The sequence below is a fragment of the Mycobacterium sp. D16Q13 genome, assembly GCF_002013375.1.
In the GTDB taxonomy this organism is placed as follows: domain Bacteria; phylum Actinomycetota; class Actinomycetes; order Mycobacteriales; family Mycobacteriaceae; genus Mycobacterium.
In genome coordinates this window covers 85,997-101,559 of record NZ_MAEW01000012.1, presented here as the reverse complement: position 1 = coordinate 101,559, position 15,563 = coordinate 85,997, and the positions used below count along the sequence as shown (strand labels likewise).

At 64.2% G+C, this 15,563-nt stretch carries 15 protein-coding genes; 10 read left to right on the top strand and 5 right to left on the bottom strand.

The genetic code is table 11. The features are described 5' to 3' along the window. Positions 1–314 precede the first annotated feature (314 nt). Together rpsB and tsf are read left to right on the top strand one after the other, a co-directional pair. Positions 315–1,172 carry a 30S ribosomal protein S2 gene (gene rpsB, locus B4400_RS15095; RefSeq protein ID WP_078311096.1) on the top strand — a complete coding sequence of 286 codons (858 nt, stop codon included), beginning with the start codon at positions 315–317 and terminating at the stop codon, positions 1,170–1,172. Beyond that, entirely contained in the window at positions 1,173–1,991 is an 819-nt protein-coding gene (tsf, locus tag B4400_RS15090) for a translation elongation factor Ts (RefSeq protein WP_078311095.1), read from the top strand. Positions 1,992–2,044: 53 nt separating this feature from the next. Here the strand turns inward: tsf and B4400_RS15085 are convergent, their stop codons facing one another. Next, positions 2,045–2,965 (bottom strand): winged helix-turn-helix transcriptional regulator, encoded by a 921-nt coding sequence (locus B4400_RS15085; RefSeq protein ID WP_502688405.1) that lies wholly within the window; start codon positions 2,963–2,965, stop codon positions 2,045–2,047. Continuing rightward, positions 2,962–4,455, bottom strand: a complete 1,494-nt coding sequence (locus tag B4400_RS15080; RefSeq protein ID WP_078311093.1) for a carotenoid oxygenase family protein — start codon at positions 4,453–4,455, stop codon at positions 2,962–2,964. Before B4400_RS15080 ends, B4400_RS15085 begins: the two co-directional genes overlap by 4 nt. Positions 4,456–4,530: 75 nt before the next feature. Here B4400_RS15080 and B4400_RS15075 point away from each other — a divergent pair, with 75 nt between their 5' ends. The 3 genes from B4400_RS15075 to B4400_RS15065 all read left to right on the top strand — a co-directional run bounded on the left by B4400_RS15075 (position 4,531) and on the right by B4400_RS15065 (position 7,821). Beyond that, a complete protein-coding gene (locus B4400_RS15075) occupies positions 4,531–5,748 on the top strand; it encodes an acetyl-CoA acetyltransferase (RefSeq protein ID WP_078311092.1) in 1,218 nt (405 codons plus the stop codon). An 81-nt stretch (positions 5,749–5,829) separates the two neighbouring features. Next, complete coding sequence (locus tag B4400_RS15070) at positions 5,830–6,411, top strand: TetR/AcrR family transcriptional regulator (RefSeq protein WP_078311091.1); 582 nt, start codon at positions 5,830–5,832, stop codon at positions 6,409–6,411. Between the two features lie 24 nt (positions 6,412–6,435). Further along, positions 6,436–7,821 (top strand): family 1 glycosylhydrolase, encoded by a 1,386-nt coding sequence (locus B4400_RS15065; protein WP_078311090.1) that lies wholly within the window; start codon positions 6,436–6,438, stop codon positions 7,819–7,821. Here the strand turns inward: B4400_RS15065 and B4400_RS15060 are convergent. Continuing rightward, positions 7,818–8,435 (bottom strand): uridine kinase family protein, encoded by a 618-nt coding sequence (locus B4400_RS15060; protein ID WP_078311089.1) that lies wholly within the window; start codon positions 8,433–8,435, stop codon positions 7,818–7,820. The two genes, B4400_RS15065 and B4400_RS15060, sit on opposite strands and share 4 nt — an antisense overlap. Before the next feature lie 36 nt (positions 8,436–8,471). Between B4400_RS15060 and pnuC the strand changes: the two genes are divergently transcribed. The 5 genes from pnuC (at position 8,472) to B4400_RS15035 (ending at position 13,780) form a co-directional block, all read left to right on the top strand. Next, positions 8,472–9,050 (top strand): nicotinamide riboside transporter PnuC, encoded by a 579-nt coding sequence (gene pnuC, locus B4400_RS15055; protein ID WP_078311088.1) that lies wholly within the window; start codon positions 8,472–8,474, stop codon positions 9,048–9,050. Positions 9,051–9,186: 136 nt separating this feature from the next. Continuing rightward, positions 9,187–11,433, top strand: a complete 2,247-nt coding sequence (helR, locus tag B4400_RS15050) for an RNA polymerase recycling motor ATPase HelR (protein ID WP_078311087.1) — start codon at positions 9,187–9,189, stop codon at positions 11,431–11,433. A gap of 119 nt (positions 11,434–11,552) precedes the next feature. Continuing rightward, positions 11,553–12,278 (top strand): UMP kinase, encoded by a 726-nt coding sequence (gene pyrH, locus B4400_RS15045; RefSeq protein ID WP_030094003.1) that lies wholly within the window; start codon positions 11,553–11,555, stop codon positions 12,276–12,278. Positions 12,279–12,323: 45 nt separating this feature from the next. Then, entirely contained in the window at positions 12,324–12,881 is a 558-nt protein-coding gene (frr, locus tag B4400_RS15040; RefSeq protein WP_078311086.1) for a ribosome recycling factor, read from the top strand. A gap of 20 nt (positions 12,882–12,901) precedes the next feature. Continuing rightward, positions 12,902–13,780 carry a phosphatidate cytidylyltransferase gene (locus tag B4400_RS15035; protein ID WP_078311162.1) on the top strand — a complete coding sequence of 293 codons (879 nt, stop codon included), beginning with the start codon at positions 12,902–12,904 and terminating at the stop codon, positions 13,778–13,780. Here the strand turns inward: B4400_RS15035 and B4400_RS15030 are convergent. Both B4400_RS15030 and B4400_RS15025 read right to left on the bottom strand, forming a co-directional pair. Beyond that, positions 13,777–14,565 carry a DUF6159 family protein gene (locus B4400_RS15030; RefSeq protein WP_078311085.1) on the bottom strand — a complete coding sequence of 263 codons (789 nt, stop codon included), beginning with the start codon at positions 14,563–14,565 and terminating at the stop codon, positions 13,777–13,779. The two genes, B4400_RS15035 and B4400_RS15030, sit on opposite strands and share 4 nt — an antisense overlap. A 121-nt stretch (positions 14,566–14,686) precedes the next feature. After that, complete coding sequence (locus B4400_RS15025) at positions 14,687–15,523, bottom strand: DUF6159 family protein (RefSeq protein ID WP_078311084.1); 837 nt, start codon at positions 15,521–15,523, stop codon at positions 14,687–14,689. Between the last annotated feature and the right edge of the window lie 40 nt (positions 15,524–15,563).

Below are 15,563 nucleotides of genomic sequence, written 5' to 3'. Positions count from 1 at the left end.
GACGCCCGAACCCTCGGAACCACACGATGCCATGGTGGCCGGACGGTGGCGGTGCGGGAAAGAGCCATCTGGGCTCTGTGGATAACTGCCGGGGCTCCGGCGCGATCCTTCGGCGCGTGGCGAAAAGCACTCGTCGCAGCATGTAAACTCATGACCGCAACTCGCTGAGCGGGTTGACTTCGCGCGTCTGCACACGAGCTCGTGGCCAGCATGCCGGGCGGTCCCATCCAGGTGGGTTCCGGCATCAGCAGACGCTAGGGCCCAGGATCACCCGATCCCGGGCGGCAACCGACAACATAAAGGAATGGCTCACCATGGCCGTCGTAACAATGAAGCAGCTGCTTGACAGCGGCGCGCACTTCGGGCATCAGACCCGTCGTTGGAACCCCAAGATGAAGCGGTTCATCTTCACCGACCGCAACGGCATCTACATCATCGACTTGCAGCAGACGCTGACCTACATCGACAAGGCGTACGAGTTCGTCAAAGAGACCGTCGCCCACGGTGGTTCGGTCATGTTCGTCGGCACCAAGAAGCAGGCTCAGGAGCCCATCGCCGAAGAGGCGACCCGCGTCGGCATGCCCTACGTGAACCAGCGCTGGCTGGGCGGCATGCTCACCAACTTCTCCACCGTCCACAAGCGTCTGCAGCGCCTCAAGGAGCTGGAGTCCATGGAGCAGACCGGTGGCTTCGAGGGACGCACCAAGAAGGAAATCCTCATGCTGACGCGTGAGAAGAACAAGCTTGAGCGCAGCCTCGGCGGTATCCGCGATATGCAGAAGGTGCCTTCGGCGATCTTCGTGGTGGATACCAACAAGGAGCACCTCGCTGTTGCCGAGGCCCGCAAGCTGAACATCCCGATCATTGCGATCCTGGATACCAACTGCGATCCCGACGTCGTCGACTACCCGATCCCGGGCAACGATGACGCGATCCGCAGCGCTGCGCTGCTCACCAAGGTCGTCGCTTCCGCGATCGCCGAGGGCCTCCAGGCCCGCTCCGGCCTGGCCGGCGGCGACGAGAAGCCAGAGGCCGCCGAGCCGCTCGCCGAGTGGGAGCAGGAATTGCTTGCCTCCGCCGTCGCAGAGGTTCCGGCCGCTGAGGTTGCAGAGGCTCCTGCCGCCGAGGCCGCTGCTACCGAAACCACCGAGACCACAACCGAGGAAGGCTAAATGGCGAATTTCACTGCTGCCGATGTGAAGCGGCTCCGGGAACTGACCGGTGCCGGAATGCTCGACTGCAAGAACGCCCTGGCCGAGTCCGACGGTGATTTCGACAAGGCCGTCGAGGTGCTGCGTATCAAGGGCGCCAAGGACGTGGGCAAGCGCGCCGAGCGCGCGACTGCCGAGGGCCTGGTTGCCGCGCGTGACGGTGTGCTCGTCGAGCTGAACGCTGAGACCGACTTCGTCGCCAAGAACGCCGAATTCCAGGGGCTCGCCGACGCCATCGTCGGTGCGGCCGCGGCCGGCAAGATCGGTGATCTGGACGCCCTCAAGGCCGCGAAGGTCGAGGACGGCCGGACGGTCGAGCAGGCCATCGCTGACCTTTCCGCGAAGATCGGTGAGAAGCTGGAGCTGCGCCGGGTGGCGTACTTCGACGGCACCGTCGAGACCTACCTGCACAAGCGTGCTGCGGACCTGCCGCCCGCGGTAGGCGTGCTGGTCGAGTACACGGGATCTGGCGCCGAGGCCGCGCACGCGGTCGCACTGCAGATCGCCGCGCTCAAGGCCAAGTACCTGACGCGCGAGGACGTTCCGGCCGATGTGGTCGAGAACGAGCGTCGCATCGCCGAGGAGACCGCGAAGTCGGAAGGCAAGCCCGAGCAGGCTTTGCCCAAGATTGTCGAGGGTCGCGTCAACGGTTACTACAAGGACGTCGTGCTGCTGGATCAGGCATCGGTGTCCGATAGCAAGAAGACCGTCAAGGCGCTTCTTGACGAGGCCGGTGTCACCGTGACCCGCTTCGCGCGGTTCGAGGTTGGACAGGCCTAACTCACGTAAACAACTCGGCCCCGCCAGGATTCTTCCTGTGCGGGGCCGAGTTGTCATCGGGGCTCGATGGCCCCCGAGTCCACGCTCTGCTCGCATTGGTCGCAGGCAAGTTCAGGGGTAAACGGACGCCCGCACTCGCGATGGGTGAAGATCATCGCCGGGCCGTCTGTTGATCGGAAGTGCCGCTGCCCCCAGTCGACCGCCGTCATCACGACCGGGAAAAAGGCGAGGCCCTTTGGGGTCAGGTGATACTCGGACCAATCGGAACGTTTGGGGTGAGAGGCACGCTGCAGCACCCCCATGGTGCAAAAGCCGCGCAACCGGTCGGCGATTACGGCGGGTGGGGCGCTGAGCCGGGTTTGGAAGTCGCCGAACAGCCGTGAACCGAGGAAGGCGGCGGCCACCATCGCCGACGCCCAGCGGTTGCCGAGAATGGACATGGTCTCGGGGAACAGCCCGGCTTGTCCGCGCTTGTCGGCGCCGCTGCGCCGCCGAGTCGTGCCCTCGGGTACGGACCGGAGCCACCCGCCGCTCGGGCCCCATTCGGTGATGATGTGGTCGCGGGTCACGGGCTGGTGGCAATGCGCACAGCGAAGCACGGGTGAAAAGTCCTGCCCGCAGGTGAGGTGATGCATCAACGGCATCTTCTCGGGGTGCACTGGCACCCAGGTTCGTTCCCAATGCCAGATAGATACCAATACAGGCCACAGCTCCTGGCACTGTCGGGTGGGCTGGTAGCCCGCACGTAGTGGCCGTTCCTGGTACACCTCTCGCCGGAGCAAACCGTCGTCGACGAGCTTCTGGAGCCGCTGGGTGAGCACGGCGTTGGATATCGGCAATCGCTCCGAGAAGTCGCTGAATCGCCGTGCACCCAAAAGTGATTCGCGCACGAGAAGCAGGGTCCATTCGTCGCCCAGCAGACCAACCATGCGCCCGATGGCGTTGGTGCTGACGGGCTTGAGCGTTGAGGTCAACGTGGGCCCCGGGCCTGACGCAGCTCTGCCCCCGGTACCCATGTGGAATGGGTACCGCTGCAGATTCTTTCGGGAAGCTGCAGTTTGCATACCGGGCCTTCGGTCATTCGGGAGGCCTCGAACACCAGGCAGTAGGAGGAATCGGCGTTCATGTCGGTGGTGAGTGTCACCAGGTAGCCGTCCTCTTCGGATGTGCTGCCGGGTCGCGGCGCCATGGCCGTCTCGCTGCCGAAGACGCCATCGCCGAACGAGATTCGTTCCTCCGAACCAGTGTGTAGGTCGTGGCGCACCAAACCGTCGAACAGGAACCAGCCCGGCTTGCCGGTCGCCGCGTAGGTGTACCGGTAGGGCCGGGTTTCAAAATTTCGATTCATCATGCCGAATTCGGTGTAGTTGTCGCTGAGTCGCTCCTCGGTGGTGGTGCCCGTGACCAGGTTGAATCGCCAGCGATGCAGTGTGGATTTGAACCCGTCCAGGGCCAAGTAGCGAAACGCGGCCTCCTGTAATGAGTTTGTGCCCTCGGTCGAAGGGGTCGGGTCGTTCTGGAAGAATCCGTCCAGCACGATGTCGTCACCGTCTTCGTAGGCGTTAACGAAATGCAGTGCGTAGGTCGGTGCGGCCTCGAACCAGCGGATTTGTGATGAGTCGCCACGGCGTGGGACCACCGCGAATCGGGAGGGGAGATCCGGATGGAAGACCGGCGCGTGCACACCGTGCTTCATGAGTGAGGGCTCCCAAAACAGCGGAAAGTCGTTGAGTATCACGTAGTTTTCCGTGTAGGCCATGTCGTGAGGAAGGCGCGGACCGGGCAGCGGGACATCGACGTGATGCACCAAGTTGGCGTCCTTGTCCACGACCCCGTATCGCAGGTGCGGCTCCTCCTTGCTGTAGCTGAAGAACAGCATCTCGCCGGTGATCGGATCGGTTTTCGGATGCGCCGACACCCCCCACTCGGTGGGGAACTTGCCATGCCAGGTCTCCTTGCCGACGGTCTCGGCGGTGTACGGGTCGACTTGGTACAGATCGCCGCACATGTAGAAGCTGGTCAACGCGAGGCCACGGTGTACCACCACATCGGTGCTGGAGGCGTCCTTCATGCGGCGGCGAGCGCCCCATCCGTCGTCTCGTTTTGCGGCGGTGGGCATTTCAATGAATCCAGCCCACAGTGGGCCACCAGCCGCGTTCTCGGCGGCGAAGCCATCGGTGCGCACAAACCGGTTGCGGTAGGACGCCTTGCCGCCTGCGAACTCGACGACGTGCAGCATGCCGTCCCCGTCGAACGGGTGATAGTTGGTTGCCGCGGGGTGTAGTGGGTTCTCGGTGTTGCGCAGGTATAGGCCGTCGAGGTCAGCGGGTACTTCGCCCTCGACGACCGTGAGGTCGGATGCGTCCCACTCGCGCAGCTGGGGCCGCCACGGACCGGTGCGGTAGGGGTGGTCGTCGTCGGCCGGAAGGGTCGAGGTCCAGGTGTTGATCAGTTCGGTGGCCATGGCTTCTCCCGCGGTTCGGCGTATGCGGCCAAGCTATGCTTGACAGAGTTACTCTGTCAATTGAATCATAAGCGGATGTCTCAGGGTATCTGGATCCTCGGCGCCTATCAGAGCGACTTCGGGCGCAATTTCACGCGCGAGGGGCTCGATTTCGCCGATCTCACCCGCGAGGTAATCGATGGCACGTTAGCTTCTGCGGGTGTGGCCGGAGGTGATGTCGGTGTGGTGCACGTAGGCAACGCGTTCGGTGAAATGTTCTCGGCTCAAGGCCATCTGGGTGCGATGCCGGCGACGGTCCATGAGGAGTTGTGGGGCATTCCGGCGGCCCGGCACGAAGCGGCGTGCGCATCCGGTAGCGTTGCGGCCCTCGCTGCGATCGCAGACTTGCGCGCCGGGTTTTATGACTCGGCGCTGGTGTTGGGACTCGAGCTGGAGAAGACGGTGCCCGGTGAGGTCGGTGCCGCACACCTGGCCGCCGCCGCGTGGACCGGGCACGAGGACGACGGCGTCACGTACATGTGGCCGCATGTTTTCTCGCGAGTCGCCGAGGAGTACGACCGGCGCTACGGAATCGACGAGGCCCATCTACGGGCCATTGCCGCCAACAACTTCGGGAACGCCCGGCGAAATCCGAACGCGCAAACCCGGGCCTGGACGTTGCCGGATCTGGAAAGCCTTGACGACGTGTCCAATCCGGTGATTGAGGGCCGCATCCGCCGTCTGGACTGTAGTCAGTTGACTGACGGTGGCGCCGGTCTGGTCCTCGTCACCGATGGGTACATGCGCGAGCGCCCGGGGGCTCGCCCGCTTGGGCGCATCGACGGCTGGGGTCACCGGACGGTAGGGCTGGGGCTGCAACAGAAATTCGAGCGCGATGCGCAATCGCCCTACGTGTTCCCACACGTTCGAATGGCTGTCACCGATGCGTTCGAACGGGCCGGGGTGACACTCGGTGCCGTGAGCGGATTCGAGGTGCATGACTGCTTCACGCCGAGTGAGTATCTCGCCATCGACCACATAGGGCTGACCGAACCGGGAGAGTCGTGGAAGGCAATCGAGAACGGGGACATCGAGATCGGTGGCCAGCTGCCTATCAACCCGAGCGGTGGACTGATCGGGTCCGGACATCCGGTGGGCGCGACCGGTATCCGGATGCTGGTCGATGCCGCTAAGCAGGTCAGCGGAACCGCCGGTGACTATCAGGTCGAGGGTGCAGACTGTTTCGGCACCCTGAATATCGGCGGCAGCACGGCGACCGCGGTCAGTTTTGTGGTCCGCGCACAATCCAGGTAGCAGGCTGTTTACCTGCGCCCGGACTGATCGCCCCGGCCTCTTGAGGGCCGTGGTGCTGGGAGGTTGCGCTAGCCTTCGGCCATGCCAGCTGTCGGGCGATATGCCAAGGGTGAGACCAAGCGCCAGGAAATCCTTGCCGCAGCGTTGACGGTCCTCGAGCGTGACGGGGAGGCCGGTGCCTCGATGCGGGTCATCGCCAGGGAGGCCAACATCAGTCTGGCCGGACTGATGCACTACTTCCCGGCCCGGGACGTGATTCTCACCGAAATACAACGCGGCGCTGATGCCACATTCGAAGAGCGGTACCGCAACTCGTCAGCAGAGATCGATCCGGGTGAGGTGCTGGCGCAGGCCATGCTGGATAAGGCGAGTAAGCCCGGTTCGGGGACGGTGTACCTGTCCTTGGCCGCCGCTGCGGCCGTCGACCCGGAGCATCCTGCCGGGGCGTACCTGCGTGACAGGTACGAGAGAATGCGCGCACGCATCGCCGACTATGTGCGGGGACGCCAGGCCGACGGCACGGTGCCCGCACATGTCGATGCCGACTTCGCCGCCACGGCGTTGATCGCCGCCGCTGACGGCATTCAGATCCAATGGATGTCGGACCCGTCCATCGACATGGGTGATCACATGCGCCGGGTCTGGGAGCAACTCCTCCGCTAAAACCATACAGTGTATGGTTTTGGTATGAAGTGGATAACCGCCGTCATGGCCTCGGCAGTCGTATTCGCGGTGGGGTTGACCGCCTGCAGTCCCCGCCAGGAAGGTGCGGGGGACGGCTCCACCTGGGACCGTGGCTTCTATTGGGGCACTGCCACCGCGGGCTACCAGGTGGAGGGGAGTGCGCCGGATAGCAATTGGCGCCGCTACGTCGACCGCACCGCGGGGATGCCCGCGATGGCCGATCAATCCAACCCTCTCGGGGGCGGTCCCGTCGACCCGTATCGGCAGGCCGACGACTTTCGGCACCGGTACGCCGAGGATATCGCCAATGCACATGCCATGGGTGTCAACACATTTCGATTCGGGCTGGAGTGGTCGCGGGTCATGCCCCAACCAGGCAAGTGGGACGAGAAGGAACTGGCGTACTACGACTCCATCGTCGCCACGCTGCGCGAGAACGGCATGACGCCGATGATCACGCTCATGCACTGGGTGTACCCGGGCTGGGTTGCCGACAGCGGCGGGTTTATGAACAACGTCGCGGCATTCGAGGACTTCGCCAAGGCGATCACCAAACGCTATGCCGGGCAAGGGGTGCTGTGGGTCAGCATCAACGAGCCACTGGCCTTCGGGGCGATGGAGGTGCGCACCGGCGCGATCAAGCCCGACCAGTTCGATGGGTTCCTGGATCGGGTCGCCGAGGCTCACCGCGCGGTGTACCGGGCCGCTCACGAGGCGGACCCCAAGGCCAAAGTGACGACCAACGAGGCCTACATCCCGCCGGATGTGTTGGCGCAGTTCGCAGGTTTCGGGGTGAAGGGTATCGAGGGATCGTTCTTCGACCGGGTCGCCGGCAGCCTGGATTATCTGGGGTTCGACTATTACACCGGCACTGCGGCAGATAATCCTGCCTCGGCACAAAGCATGGCTGCGCGCTGGGACATCAAGCTGCAGCCCGAAGACATCTACTACGTATCGCGGCACTACGCGCAGCGATACCCCGGGCTGCCGATCTACATCGTCGAGAACGGGATGGTCACCGATAACGGAAAACCGCGGGCAGACGGCGTGACGCGGTCGCAGTACCTCAACGACACCGTCTTCTGGCTGCAGCGGGCCAAGGCCGACGGCATCCCGATCATCGGGTACAACTACTGGTCGTTGGTCGATAACTACGAATGGGGAAGCTACCGGCCACGTTTCGGCCTGTACACCGTCGACGCGCTGGGCGATCCGGCGCTGAAGCGGGTGCCCACCGATGCCGTCCAGGCCTACACACAGATCACCCGGGACGCGGGCACATCGCCCGGCTATCGCCCGGTGATCCCGGCGGCGAAATGCTCGACGACGGTGGGGCAGGACAGCTGTGCGCCACTTGATCCGAAGGGGCCGACGGTTCCCCTGCGCTAATCGCCGAGCAGGAAATAGCGGTCCGGATCGTCCAGGACCACCTCGGGGTTACCGTCGACGGTGATGTCGGCGCGCCCCGCGGTGGGGTCCTGGCGGAAGTGTTCGTCTTCCGCCTCAATCCACAGTCGCCAGAACTCGCGGAGCTCCGCGCCATCGCGAGCCTCCGCGCGGAGCCGACGGGTTGCCTGGTCGGTCCGCACCCAGATCAGCGAACTCAACTGGTCGGCGGCGGCCGAGCGGCCGGACCCGACGCCCTCGAGAATCAGCACCGAAGGAGGTGGGCACTGCTCCTGCGGACCGAACTCGCGGGCCTCCCAGTCGTACCGTCGATACTGGGCCGCCATGCCGTGCGTCCAGGGCGTCAGTACCTGCTCCTGGAACCGGGGCCACCATCCGAAGAACGCGTCCCAGGACGCAAAGTCATCGGTGTGCAGGACCACCGTCGACGGGGTTGTCGCTGACAGTGCGGCGTGTAATCGCGCAGCAAAGGTGCTCTTACCGGCGGCGCCCCTGCCGTCGATGGCGACGACGCGCACATCCCCACACCGTGGCTGACTCTCATTGATGAGCCCGGCCAGCCACGAGAAGCTCCGCAGTCGGGCCGGTGTTGCCATGGCGCGAGCTTACTGGTGCTCGGCTAGCCTGTTGCCGTGGACTGGACTGAGCTAATCGGCAGCATGGCCGGTGTGCTATTCGTCATCCTTGCTGTCCGGCAAAATATTTGGACCTTTCCGGTGGCGATCGTCAGCTCGCTGTTCTACATCGTGGTCTTCGCGCGGCAGACCCTGTACGCCGATGCTGCCCTGCAGATCATGTTTATCGCGCTAGCCGTGCAGGGTTGGTACCTGTGGGGGAGGCGGAGCCAGGGACGGCACGGGGCAGTAGTGCGGCGGACGCCGTCGTGGGCGTGGCTGCCGTTGGCGGTGTCGCTGGTGGCCTTGGTGGCAGGACTCTATGTATTCCTGATCACCTTTACCGATTCCAATGCCCCTCAGCTTGATTCGGCAATCACTGGGCTCAGTGTCGTATCCCAATTCATGATGAACCGAAAATGGATAGAGAATTGGGCCTTGTGGATCGTCACCGACTCGTTTTCCGTGGGTGTCTATCTGTTCAAGGGCCTCAATCTCACCGCGGGCTTCTACGCCTTCCTGACCGTCATGGCCGCGGTCGGCCTGTGGAGCTGGAGAAAAGAGCTGCGGACGATGGCGGCCGCCGACTCGATATGAATAACCCGCCCCTTTCAACATATATCGGACAGGGGGGCTTGCGGCAAGACCCCGGTCATACCGCACAATCGCAGGCTGGATATCACAGACTGAATGTCAGATGCCATGAACGAGAACGAAAACGGGGAACATCCGGTTGACGACATACGAAGAAGAACTGGAATCCGAGCGGGAGTACATCGCCGGACTCTACGAGCGGCTGGACGCCGAACGTGCCCGCGTCAGGGGGCGATACCGCAGTGCCCTGCGCGAGCCGGTCGATCAGCAGAACGGCGCCGCGATGGTCGAGCGCGATGACGAGGTGCGCGCACTGGCCCGGCAGGCACAACGCTTGGACGTCGCCGATGACGGGCTGTGCTTCGGCCGGTTGGACGCCCTCACGGGGGAGCACTCCTACGTCGGGCGCATTGGCCTTCTCGACAAGACGAACGACTATGAACCGCTGCTGATCGATTGGCGGGCTCCGGCGGCGCAGGCGTTCTACACCGCCACCGGCGCCAACCCGGAAAACACCCGCCGGCGACGTCAATTCCGGACTCGGGGACGTCACGTGGATGCCTTCGCGGACGAGCTCCTCGGGCGGCCGGACGGTGAAGACCACGACGGTGAACGCGGGAGCATGAGTGACGCGGCGCTGCTCGCTGCCGTCAACGCGCCACGCGGCAACGGGATGCGCGACATCGTGGCGACCATTCAGGCCGAACAAGACCGGATCATCCGGCTTGATCATCCCGGCGTGCTGGTCATCGAGGGCGGGCCCGGCACGGGCAAGACCGTTGTGGCCCTGCACCGCGTTGCCTACCTGCTGTATACCCAGCGCCAGCGGATGGAACGCCACGGCGTGTTGGTTGTGGGCCCGAATGCTGCCTTCCTGAGCCATATTTCACGGGTGCTGCCGTCGCTGGGCGAGACCAATGTGGTGTTCACGACGGCGGGAGAGCTGTTGCCGGGTCTTAAGGTCACGGCAGAGGATGGAGCGGATGCGGCGCGGCTCAAGGGCTCGTTGCAGATTCTCGACGTGCTCGCGGCGGCGGTCGCGGATCGGCAGCGGACTCCCGTGGAGCCACTGCGGATCCAGCTCACCGATGTCTCGGTGCGCATCGATGCCGATATCGCGCAGTGGGCCATCGATGAGGCGCGCGCGAGCAAGCTCCCGCACAACGAGGCGCGGGCCGTCTTCACCGACGTCCTGACGTGGGCGCTCACGGAACGGGCGATCCCGCGCATCGGCAAGGGGTGGCTCACCCGTGAGGACCGCAAGGCCTGGGAGCACCTGCGTGCGGAGCTGCTGGACGAACTCGGGGATCACGAGGGATTCGCCGCTGCGCTCGAGGAGCTGTGGCCGACGCTGACACCCGAGACGCTGTTGTCGGAGCTGTACGCCTCACCAGAGCGGCTGCGCGCCGCCGGTGGTGATCCGGCGCTGGCACGCGCTGTCGGCGATGCCTGGACGGTCTCAGACGTACCCCTGCTGGACGAGCTGATCGATCTGGTGGGCCCCGACAAGGCGGCGGAAGAGGCCGCCGAGCGTGAACGCAGGGCCGAGGCCGAGTACGCCTCCGGTGTGCTGGACATGATGACCGGCCGCGAGGACATGATGGACGACGAGGACCACCTCTTCGCCACCGATCTGCTCGGTGCCGAGGACCTGGCGGAACGCTTCACCGAACGCGACACTCGCGACCTCGTCGAACGTGCGTCGGCCGACCGCGACTGGACATACGGGCACATCGTGATCGATGAGGCGCAGGAACTGTCCGAAATGGACTGGCGCGTGCTGATGCGCCGCTGCCCGAGTCGTTCGTTCACGGTGGTCGGAGATCTTGCCCAGCGCCGATCGGTGGCCGGGGCGACCTCCTGGGACGCGATCCTGGCGCCATACGTACCGGGGCGTTGGTTGTACCGGCCGTTGTCGGTGAACTATCGCACTCCTGCTGAGATCATGGCCGTCGCCTCGGCGCTGCTGGCCGAGTTCGCGCCGGGTACCCAGCCGCCCGAGTCCGTTCGTTCCTGTGGCGTCCTGCCCTGGTCCAGACATCTCGCCGAGGATGAATTGCCAAAAGCCATTGAGGAATTCACCCATGACGAGGAGTCTCGAGAGGGCACGAGTGTGGTGATCGGGCCGCCGGGCGTGCCGGGTACGGTGCCCGCCTCGGAGACCAAGGGGCTGGAGTTCGACGCCGTCCTGGTGGTGGCGCCGGAACGGATCATGGCCACTGGCCCACGAGGTGCGGCCGAGCTCTATGTGGCGCTCACCCGCGCCACCCAGCGTCTCGGCGTGCTGCACGTGGCGCCATTGCCGCAGGCGCTCGTCGGCCTCACCGAAACCACAGCCGACCCGGGCTCGGTTCGCCGGGTCGTGCCAACGAGCGTCGCCCAATAGGGCAGGATGGACACCGCCGTCGCGGCCTTCCGATGAGCCGCTTGCGTGAAGAGCGGAAGCAGCGGGCCCGATGGCTGTGCTTTGCGCACCGGCTTTCGAACCCGTACCGAGGAGGCGTGATGACTCGCGATGTGAGCCGCACCGGATATAAGCGGGTGCTGCTCAAGCTCGGCGGCGAGATGTTCGGCGGGGGAGCCGTCGGTCTTGACCCGGATGTGGTCCACCGGGTGGCCAGCCAGATTGCTGAGGTGGTCCGCAGCGGTGCCGAGGTCGCGGTCGTGATCGGCGGCGGCAACTTCTTCCGTGGCGCACAGCTGCAGCAGCGCGGTATGGAGCGGACCCGCTCGGACTACATGGGCATGCTCGGCACTGTCATGAACAGCCTTGCGCTCCAAGACTTCCTGGAAAAGGAAGGCATTGTCACGCGCGTGCAGACCGCCATCACCATGGGGCAGGTCGCCGAGCCGTACATTCCGCTGCGGGCCAGAAGGCATCTTGAGAAGGGGCGCGTCGTCATCTTCGGCGCCGGTATGGGACTGCCGTACTTCTCCACCGATACCACCGCAGCGCAGCGCGCCCTGGAGATCGGTGCCGAGGTGGTGCTGATGGCCAAGGCGGTCGACGGCATCTTCACCGATGATCCACGCGCTAATCCCGATGCCGAATTCCTGCCGGAGATCACGCATCGCGAGGTCATCGACCGTGGCCTGCAGGTCGCCGATGCCACCGCGTTCAGCCTGTGTATGGACAACCGGATGCCGATCCTGGTGTTCAACCTGCTTACCGAAGGCAATATCGCCAGGGCGGTCGCAGGTGAGAAGATCGGAACGCTGGTAACACCATGATGAGCCGCTTGCGCGAAGATCATCAAACCCGATGGGAGATCAATCGTGATTGACGAGGTTCTTCTCGATGCCGAGGAGAAGATGGAAAAGGCCGTGGCGGTCGCCCGCGATGACTTCGCGACGATTCGCACCGGGCGTGCCAATCCGAGCATGTTCCAGCGGGTAGTCATCGACTACTACGGCACGATCACGCCGATCACGCAGGTCGCCGGCATCAATGTGCCCGAGGCCCGCCTGGTGGTCATCAAGCCCTACGAGGCCAATCAGCTCAAGGCCATCGAGGAGGCGATCCGCAATTCGGACCTGGGTCTGAACCCCAGCAATGACGGCAGCATCATTCGCGTTGCTGTCCCGCAGCTCACCGAGGAACGCCGCCGCGAGCTCGTCAAGCAGGCCAAGGGCAAGGGCGAGGACGCCAAGGTGACCCTGCGCAGTATCCGGCGTAAGGCCAATGACGAGCTCAACCGGATCAAGAAGGACGGCGAGGCCGGCGAGGACGAAGTAGGCCGCGCGGAAAAGGATCTGGACAAGACCACGTCCCAGTACGTGACCCAGATCGACGAGTTGGTGAAGCACAAAGAAGGCGAGTTACTGGAGGTCTAGGGCCCCCGGTAATGACGACCATGGGAGATACCGACGCGGCTCCGGCCCCCGGCAACAGCCCTGCGCCCCCTTCCGGGGCGAAGTCCCGAGCCGGACGCAACCTGCCGGCTGCCATCGGCGTTGGCGTTGTCCTCGCCGCCATGATCATTTTCTCGCTCCTGTACCAGAAGGAGATCTGGGTCGGGATCATCTCGGTCTTCCTCGGGATCGCGATGTGGGAGGTGACCAAGCGGCTACGCCAGGCCGATATCTCGGTGCCGTTCATCCCGCTGTTCTTCGGCGGGCAGGCGATGATCTGGCTGACGTGGCCGTGGGGCACGGCCGGTGCACTGGGAGCGTTTGGCGCAACCGTCGTGGTCTGCATGATCTGGCGTCTCGTTGGACACGGCTTGAATCAGCAGCCGGTCAACTATCTGCGCGATGTCGCCATCACGGTGTTCGTCGCCGCATGGATCCCGCTGTTCGCGTCATTCGGCGCGCTGCTGGTCTACCCAGAAAACGGTGCGGAGCAGGTGTTCTGCCTGATGCTCGGTGTCACTTTCTCCGATATCGGCGGTTACGCGGCGGGCGTCTTGTTCGGCAAGCATCCGATGGCGCCCGCGATCAGCCCCAAGAAATCTTGGGAGGGCTTGGCGGGCTCACTGCTGGTGGGGACGATCGCGTCGACCCTTGCGGTGACGTTCCTGCTCGGACATCACCCGTTCGTCGGTGTCGCCCTGGGCATCATGCTCGTCATCACCGGAACGCTCGGCGACTTGGTGGAGTCCCAGGTCAAGCGCGACTTGGGTATCAAGGACATGGGCACACTGCTGCCGGGCCATGGCGGCATCATGGATCGGCTCGATTCGCTGCTGCCCTCGGCCGTCGCCACCTGGATTGTGTTGACTCTCTTTATCTAGCCCGAGCGGGCACGTCGGTAGAGCTCCGTTTGATAGATGCCGCTGACGGTTGCCCCGTAAAGCACTGCCATCGCGATCCATAACCCTCCGCACAGCCCGAGTACCCCGGACAGCACTCCATGTCCCACCGCAGCGGCCGCGAAGAGCATGCCCACTCCGGGCAACACCAGCATCAGGATGAAGAGTCGCAGGGCGAGCTGGGCAAGGATGTTCTTGGACAGCATGCGCCGCAGCGTCCTCGTGCAGTCTTTGGTGGCCTCTATGGCGCCGACGTCCTTGAGGACCATTGTCGGCAGCACCTGAAACGAGACGGCGCGCCACATCAGGTCCAAGAACCGTCCGATGAACAGGACGTGGACGAGGCTACCGACGTACAGCAGCTTCTCGTCGATGATGCCAAGACCCCACGTGACGGTGGTGTCGATGAGCACCCAGGGCAGCAGCCGGGTGCGGTAGTGGCGCGCGGCAGCCACACCGCGGGCGAAGCTCGGCGCTTCACCCTCTAGCGCGTCGTTCGCCTGCGCGACGAGAGCAGTGAGCCAGAACAACATGAGGTACATGAGGATGGCGTAGTCGACGGCCAAGGCGGCACGGACGAACTGCGGCGCGGTCTTGTCGATATTCGGCGGTAGCAGGAGGCCCAGAGCTATCAGGACCAGGACGAACAGGGTGACGGTGACGGCGGCCGCGGCGGGGAACAGTACGAGGGTTTTATGGCGGCGCGGCAGATGTATTGACGTTCTGAATATGTCCCACGATGTCGACAGAGCGTTGGATGAAGCCACCAAGTCCCCTGATAATTCGTTACCTGTGTTACACAAGTTATCAGTGTGACGCGTGAGGTGTAAGGGAGCGTGACACGCGCCACGGGAAGCTGAGGATGACGCCGACGCTGCGTAACGACGTTTAGCGCGTTTTGAGCGCCTGGCGCAGGTCCACCCCGGCGAACGGTCCGGGCACCTGGCCGTCAACCGTGAACCGGTACAGGGCGGTCTGGAAAATCCCGGTGAGCGCGGCGCCGATGATGGACGCCGCCAGGATCCACAGCACACCGAGTGCTGCGAACACGCCAGTCACGGCACTCACATTCGCCGCGATGCCCAGGTAGATCAATCCGACTCCGGGAAGCGTCAACATGGCGGTGAAAAAGCTCAGTCCCACGATGCCGACGACGTTCTGGCCCCAGGCGTGCTTAAGGGTTTCCTTGGTCTTCTTGATGGCGTCGATGGCGCCGCGGTTCTCCAGCACGATCGTGGGCAGCACCTGGAAAGAGACCACGCGCCACGCGACGTCGAGCAATCGCCCGACGAACGGCACCCGCTCCTCGACGGCGCTGATGATCCAGGAGACGACACCGGTGATGAGAACCCAGGGCAGCAGACGACCGCCATGCTGGGCTGCCGTCGAGATACCCGCGGCGACACTCGGGTCTCCGCCCTCCAACGCGATATTCGCCTGCGAAATGAGCGCCGCTTGCCAGAAGGTCGTGACGTACATCAGCACGAAGTACCCGATGGCGAAGACTGGGTAAAAGAGCGGCGGCACCGAATCTCCGGTCGTCGCGGGCAGGAGCAGGACGCCGAGGGCCACCATCCCGATCAGCACGAGCAATGCGGTGAGCCCGGACAGAATCGGGAAAACCACGAGTTCCTTGCGGGAGCTGAGCACCTTCGCGGACGTTTTGAAAATTTGCCACGATGTGGACAGCGTACTGGCGAAGGCCATCAGATTCCCCCTGGTCATTGACAGATAGTGAGGCCCAAGATACCAGTGCACTAGCTGC

What these genes read in the sequence shown, in the direction of transcription:
- rpsB (WP_078311096.1), top strand. Translation starts at nt 315, where the DNA reads ATGGCCGTCGTAACAATGAAGCAGCTGCTTGACAGCGGCGCGCACTTC.
- tsf (WP_078311095.1), top strand. Translation starts at nt 1,173, where the DNA reads ATGGCGAATTTCACTGCTGCCGATGTGAAGCGGCTCCGGGAACTGACC.
- B4400_RS15080 (WP_078311093.1), bottom strand. Translation starts at nt 4,455, where the DNA reads ATGGCCACCGAACTGATCAACACCTGGACCTCGACCCTTCCGGCCGAC.
- B4400_RS15075 (WP_078311092.1), top strand. Translation starts at nt 4,531, where the DNA reads ATGTCTCAGGGTATCTGGATCCTCGGCGCCTATCAGAGCGACTTCGGG.
- B4400_RS15070 (WP_078311091.1), top strand. Translation starts at nt 5,830, where the DNA reads ATGCCAGCTGTCGGGCGATATGCCAAGGGTGAGACCAAGCGCCAGGAA.
- B4400_RS15065 (WP_078311090.1), top strand. Translation starts at nt 6,436, where the DNA reads ATGAAGTGGATAACCGCCGTCATGGCCTCGGCAGTCGTATTCGCGGTG.
- B4400_RS15060 (WP_078311089.1), bottom strand. Translation starts at nt 8,435, where the DNA reads ATGGCAACACCGGCCCGACTGCGGAGCTTCTCGTGGCTGGCCGGGCTC.
- pyrH (WP_030094003.1), top strand. Translation starts at nt 11,553, where the DNA reads ATGACTCGCGATGTGAGCCGCACCGGATATAAGCGGGTGCTGCTCAAG.
- B4400_RS15035 (WP_078311162.1), top strand. Translation starts at nt 12,902, where the DNA reads ATGGGAGATACCGACGCGGCTCCGGCCCCCGGCAACAGCCCTGCGCCC.
- B4400_RS15025 (WP_078311084.1), bottom strand. Translation starts at nt 15,523, where the DNA reads ATGACCAGGGGGAATCTGATGGCCTTCGCCAGTACGCTGTCCACATCG.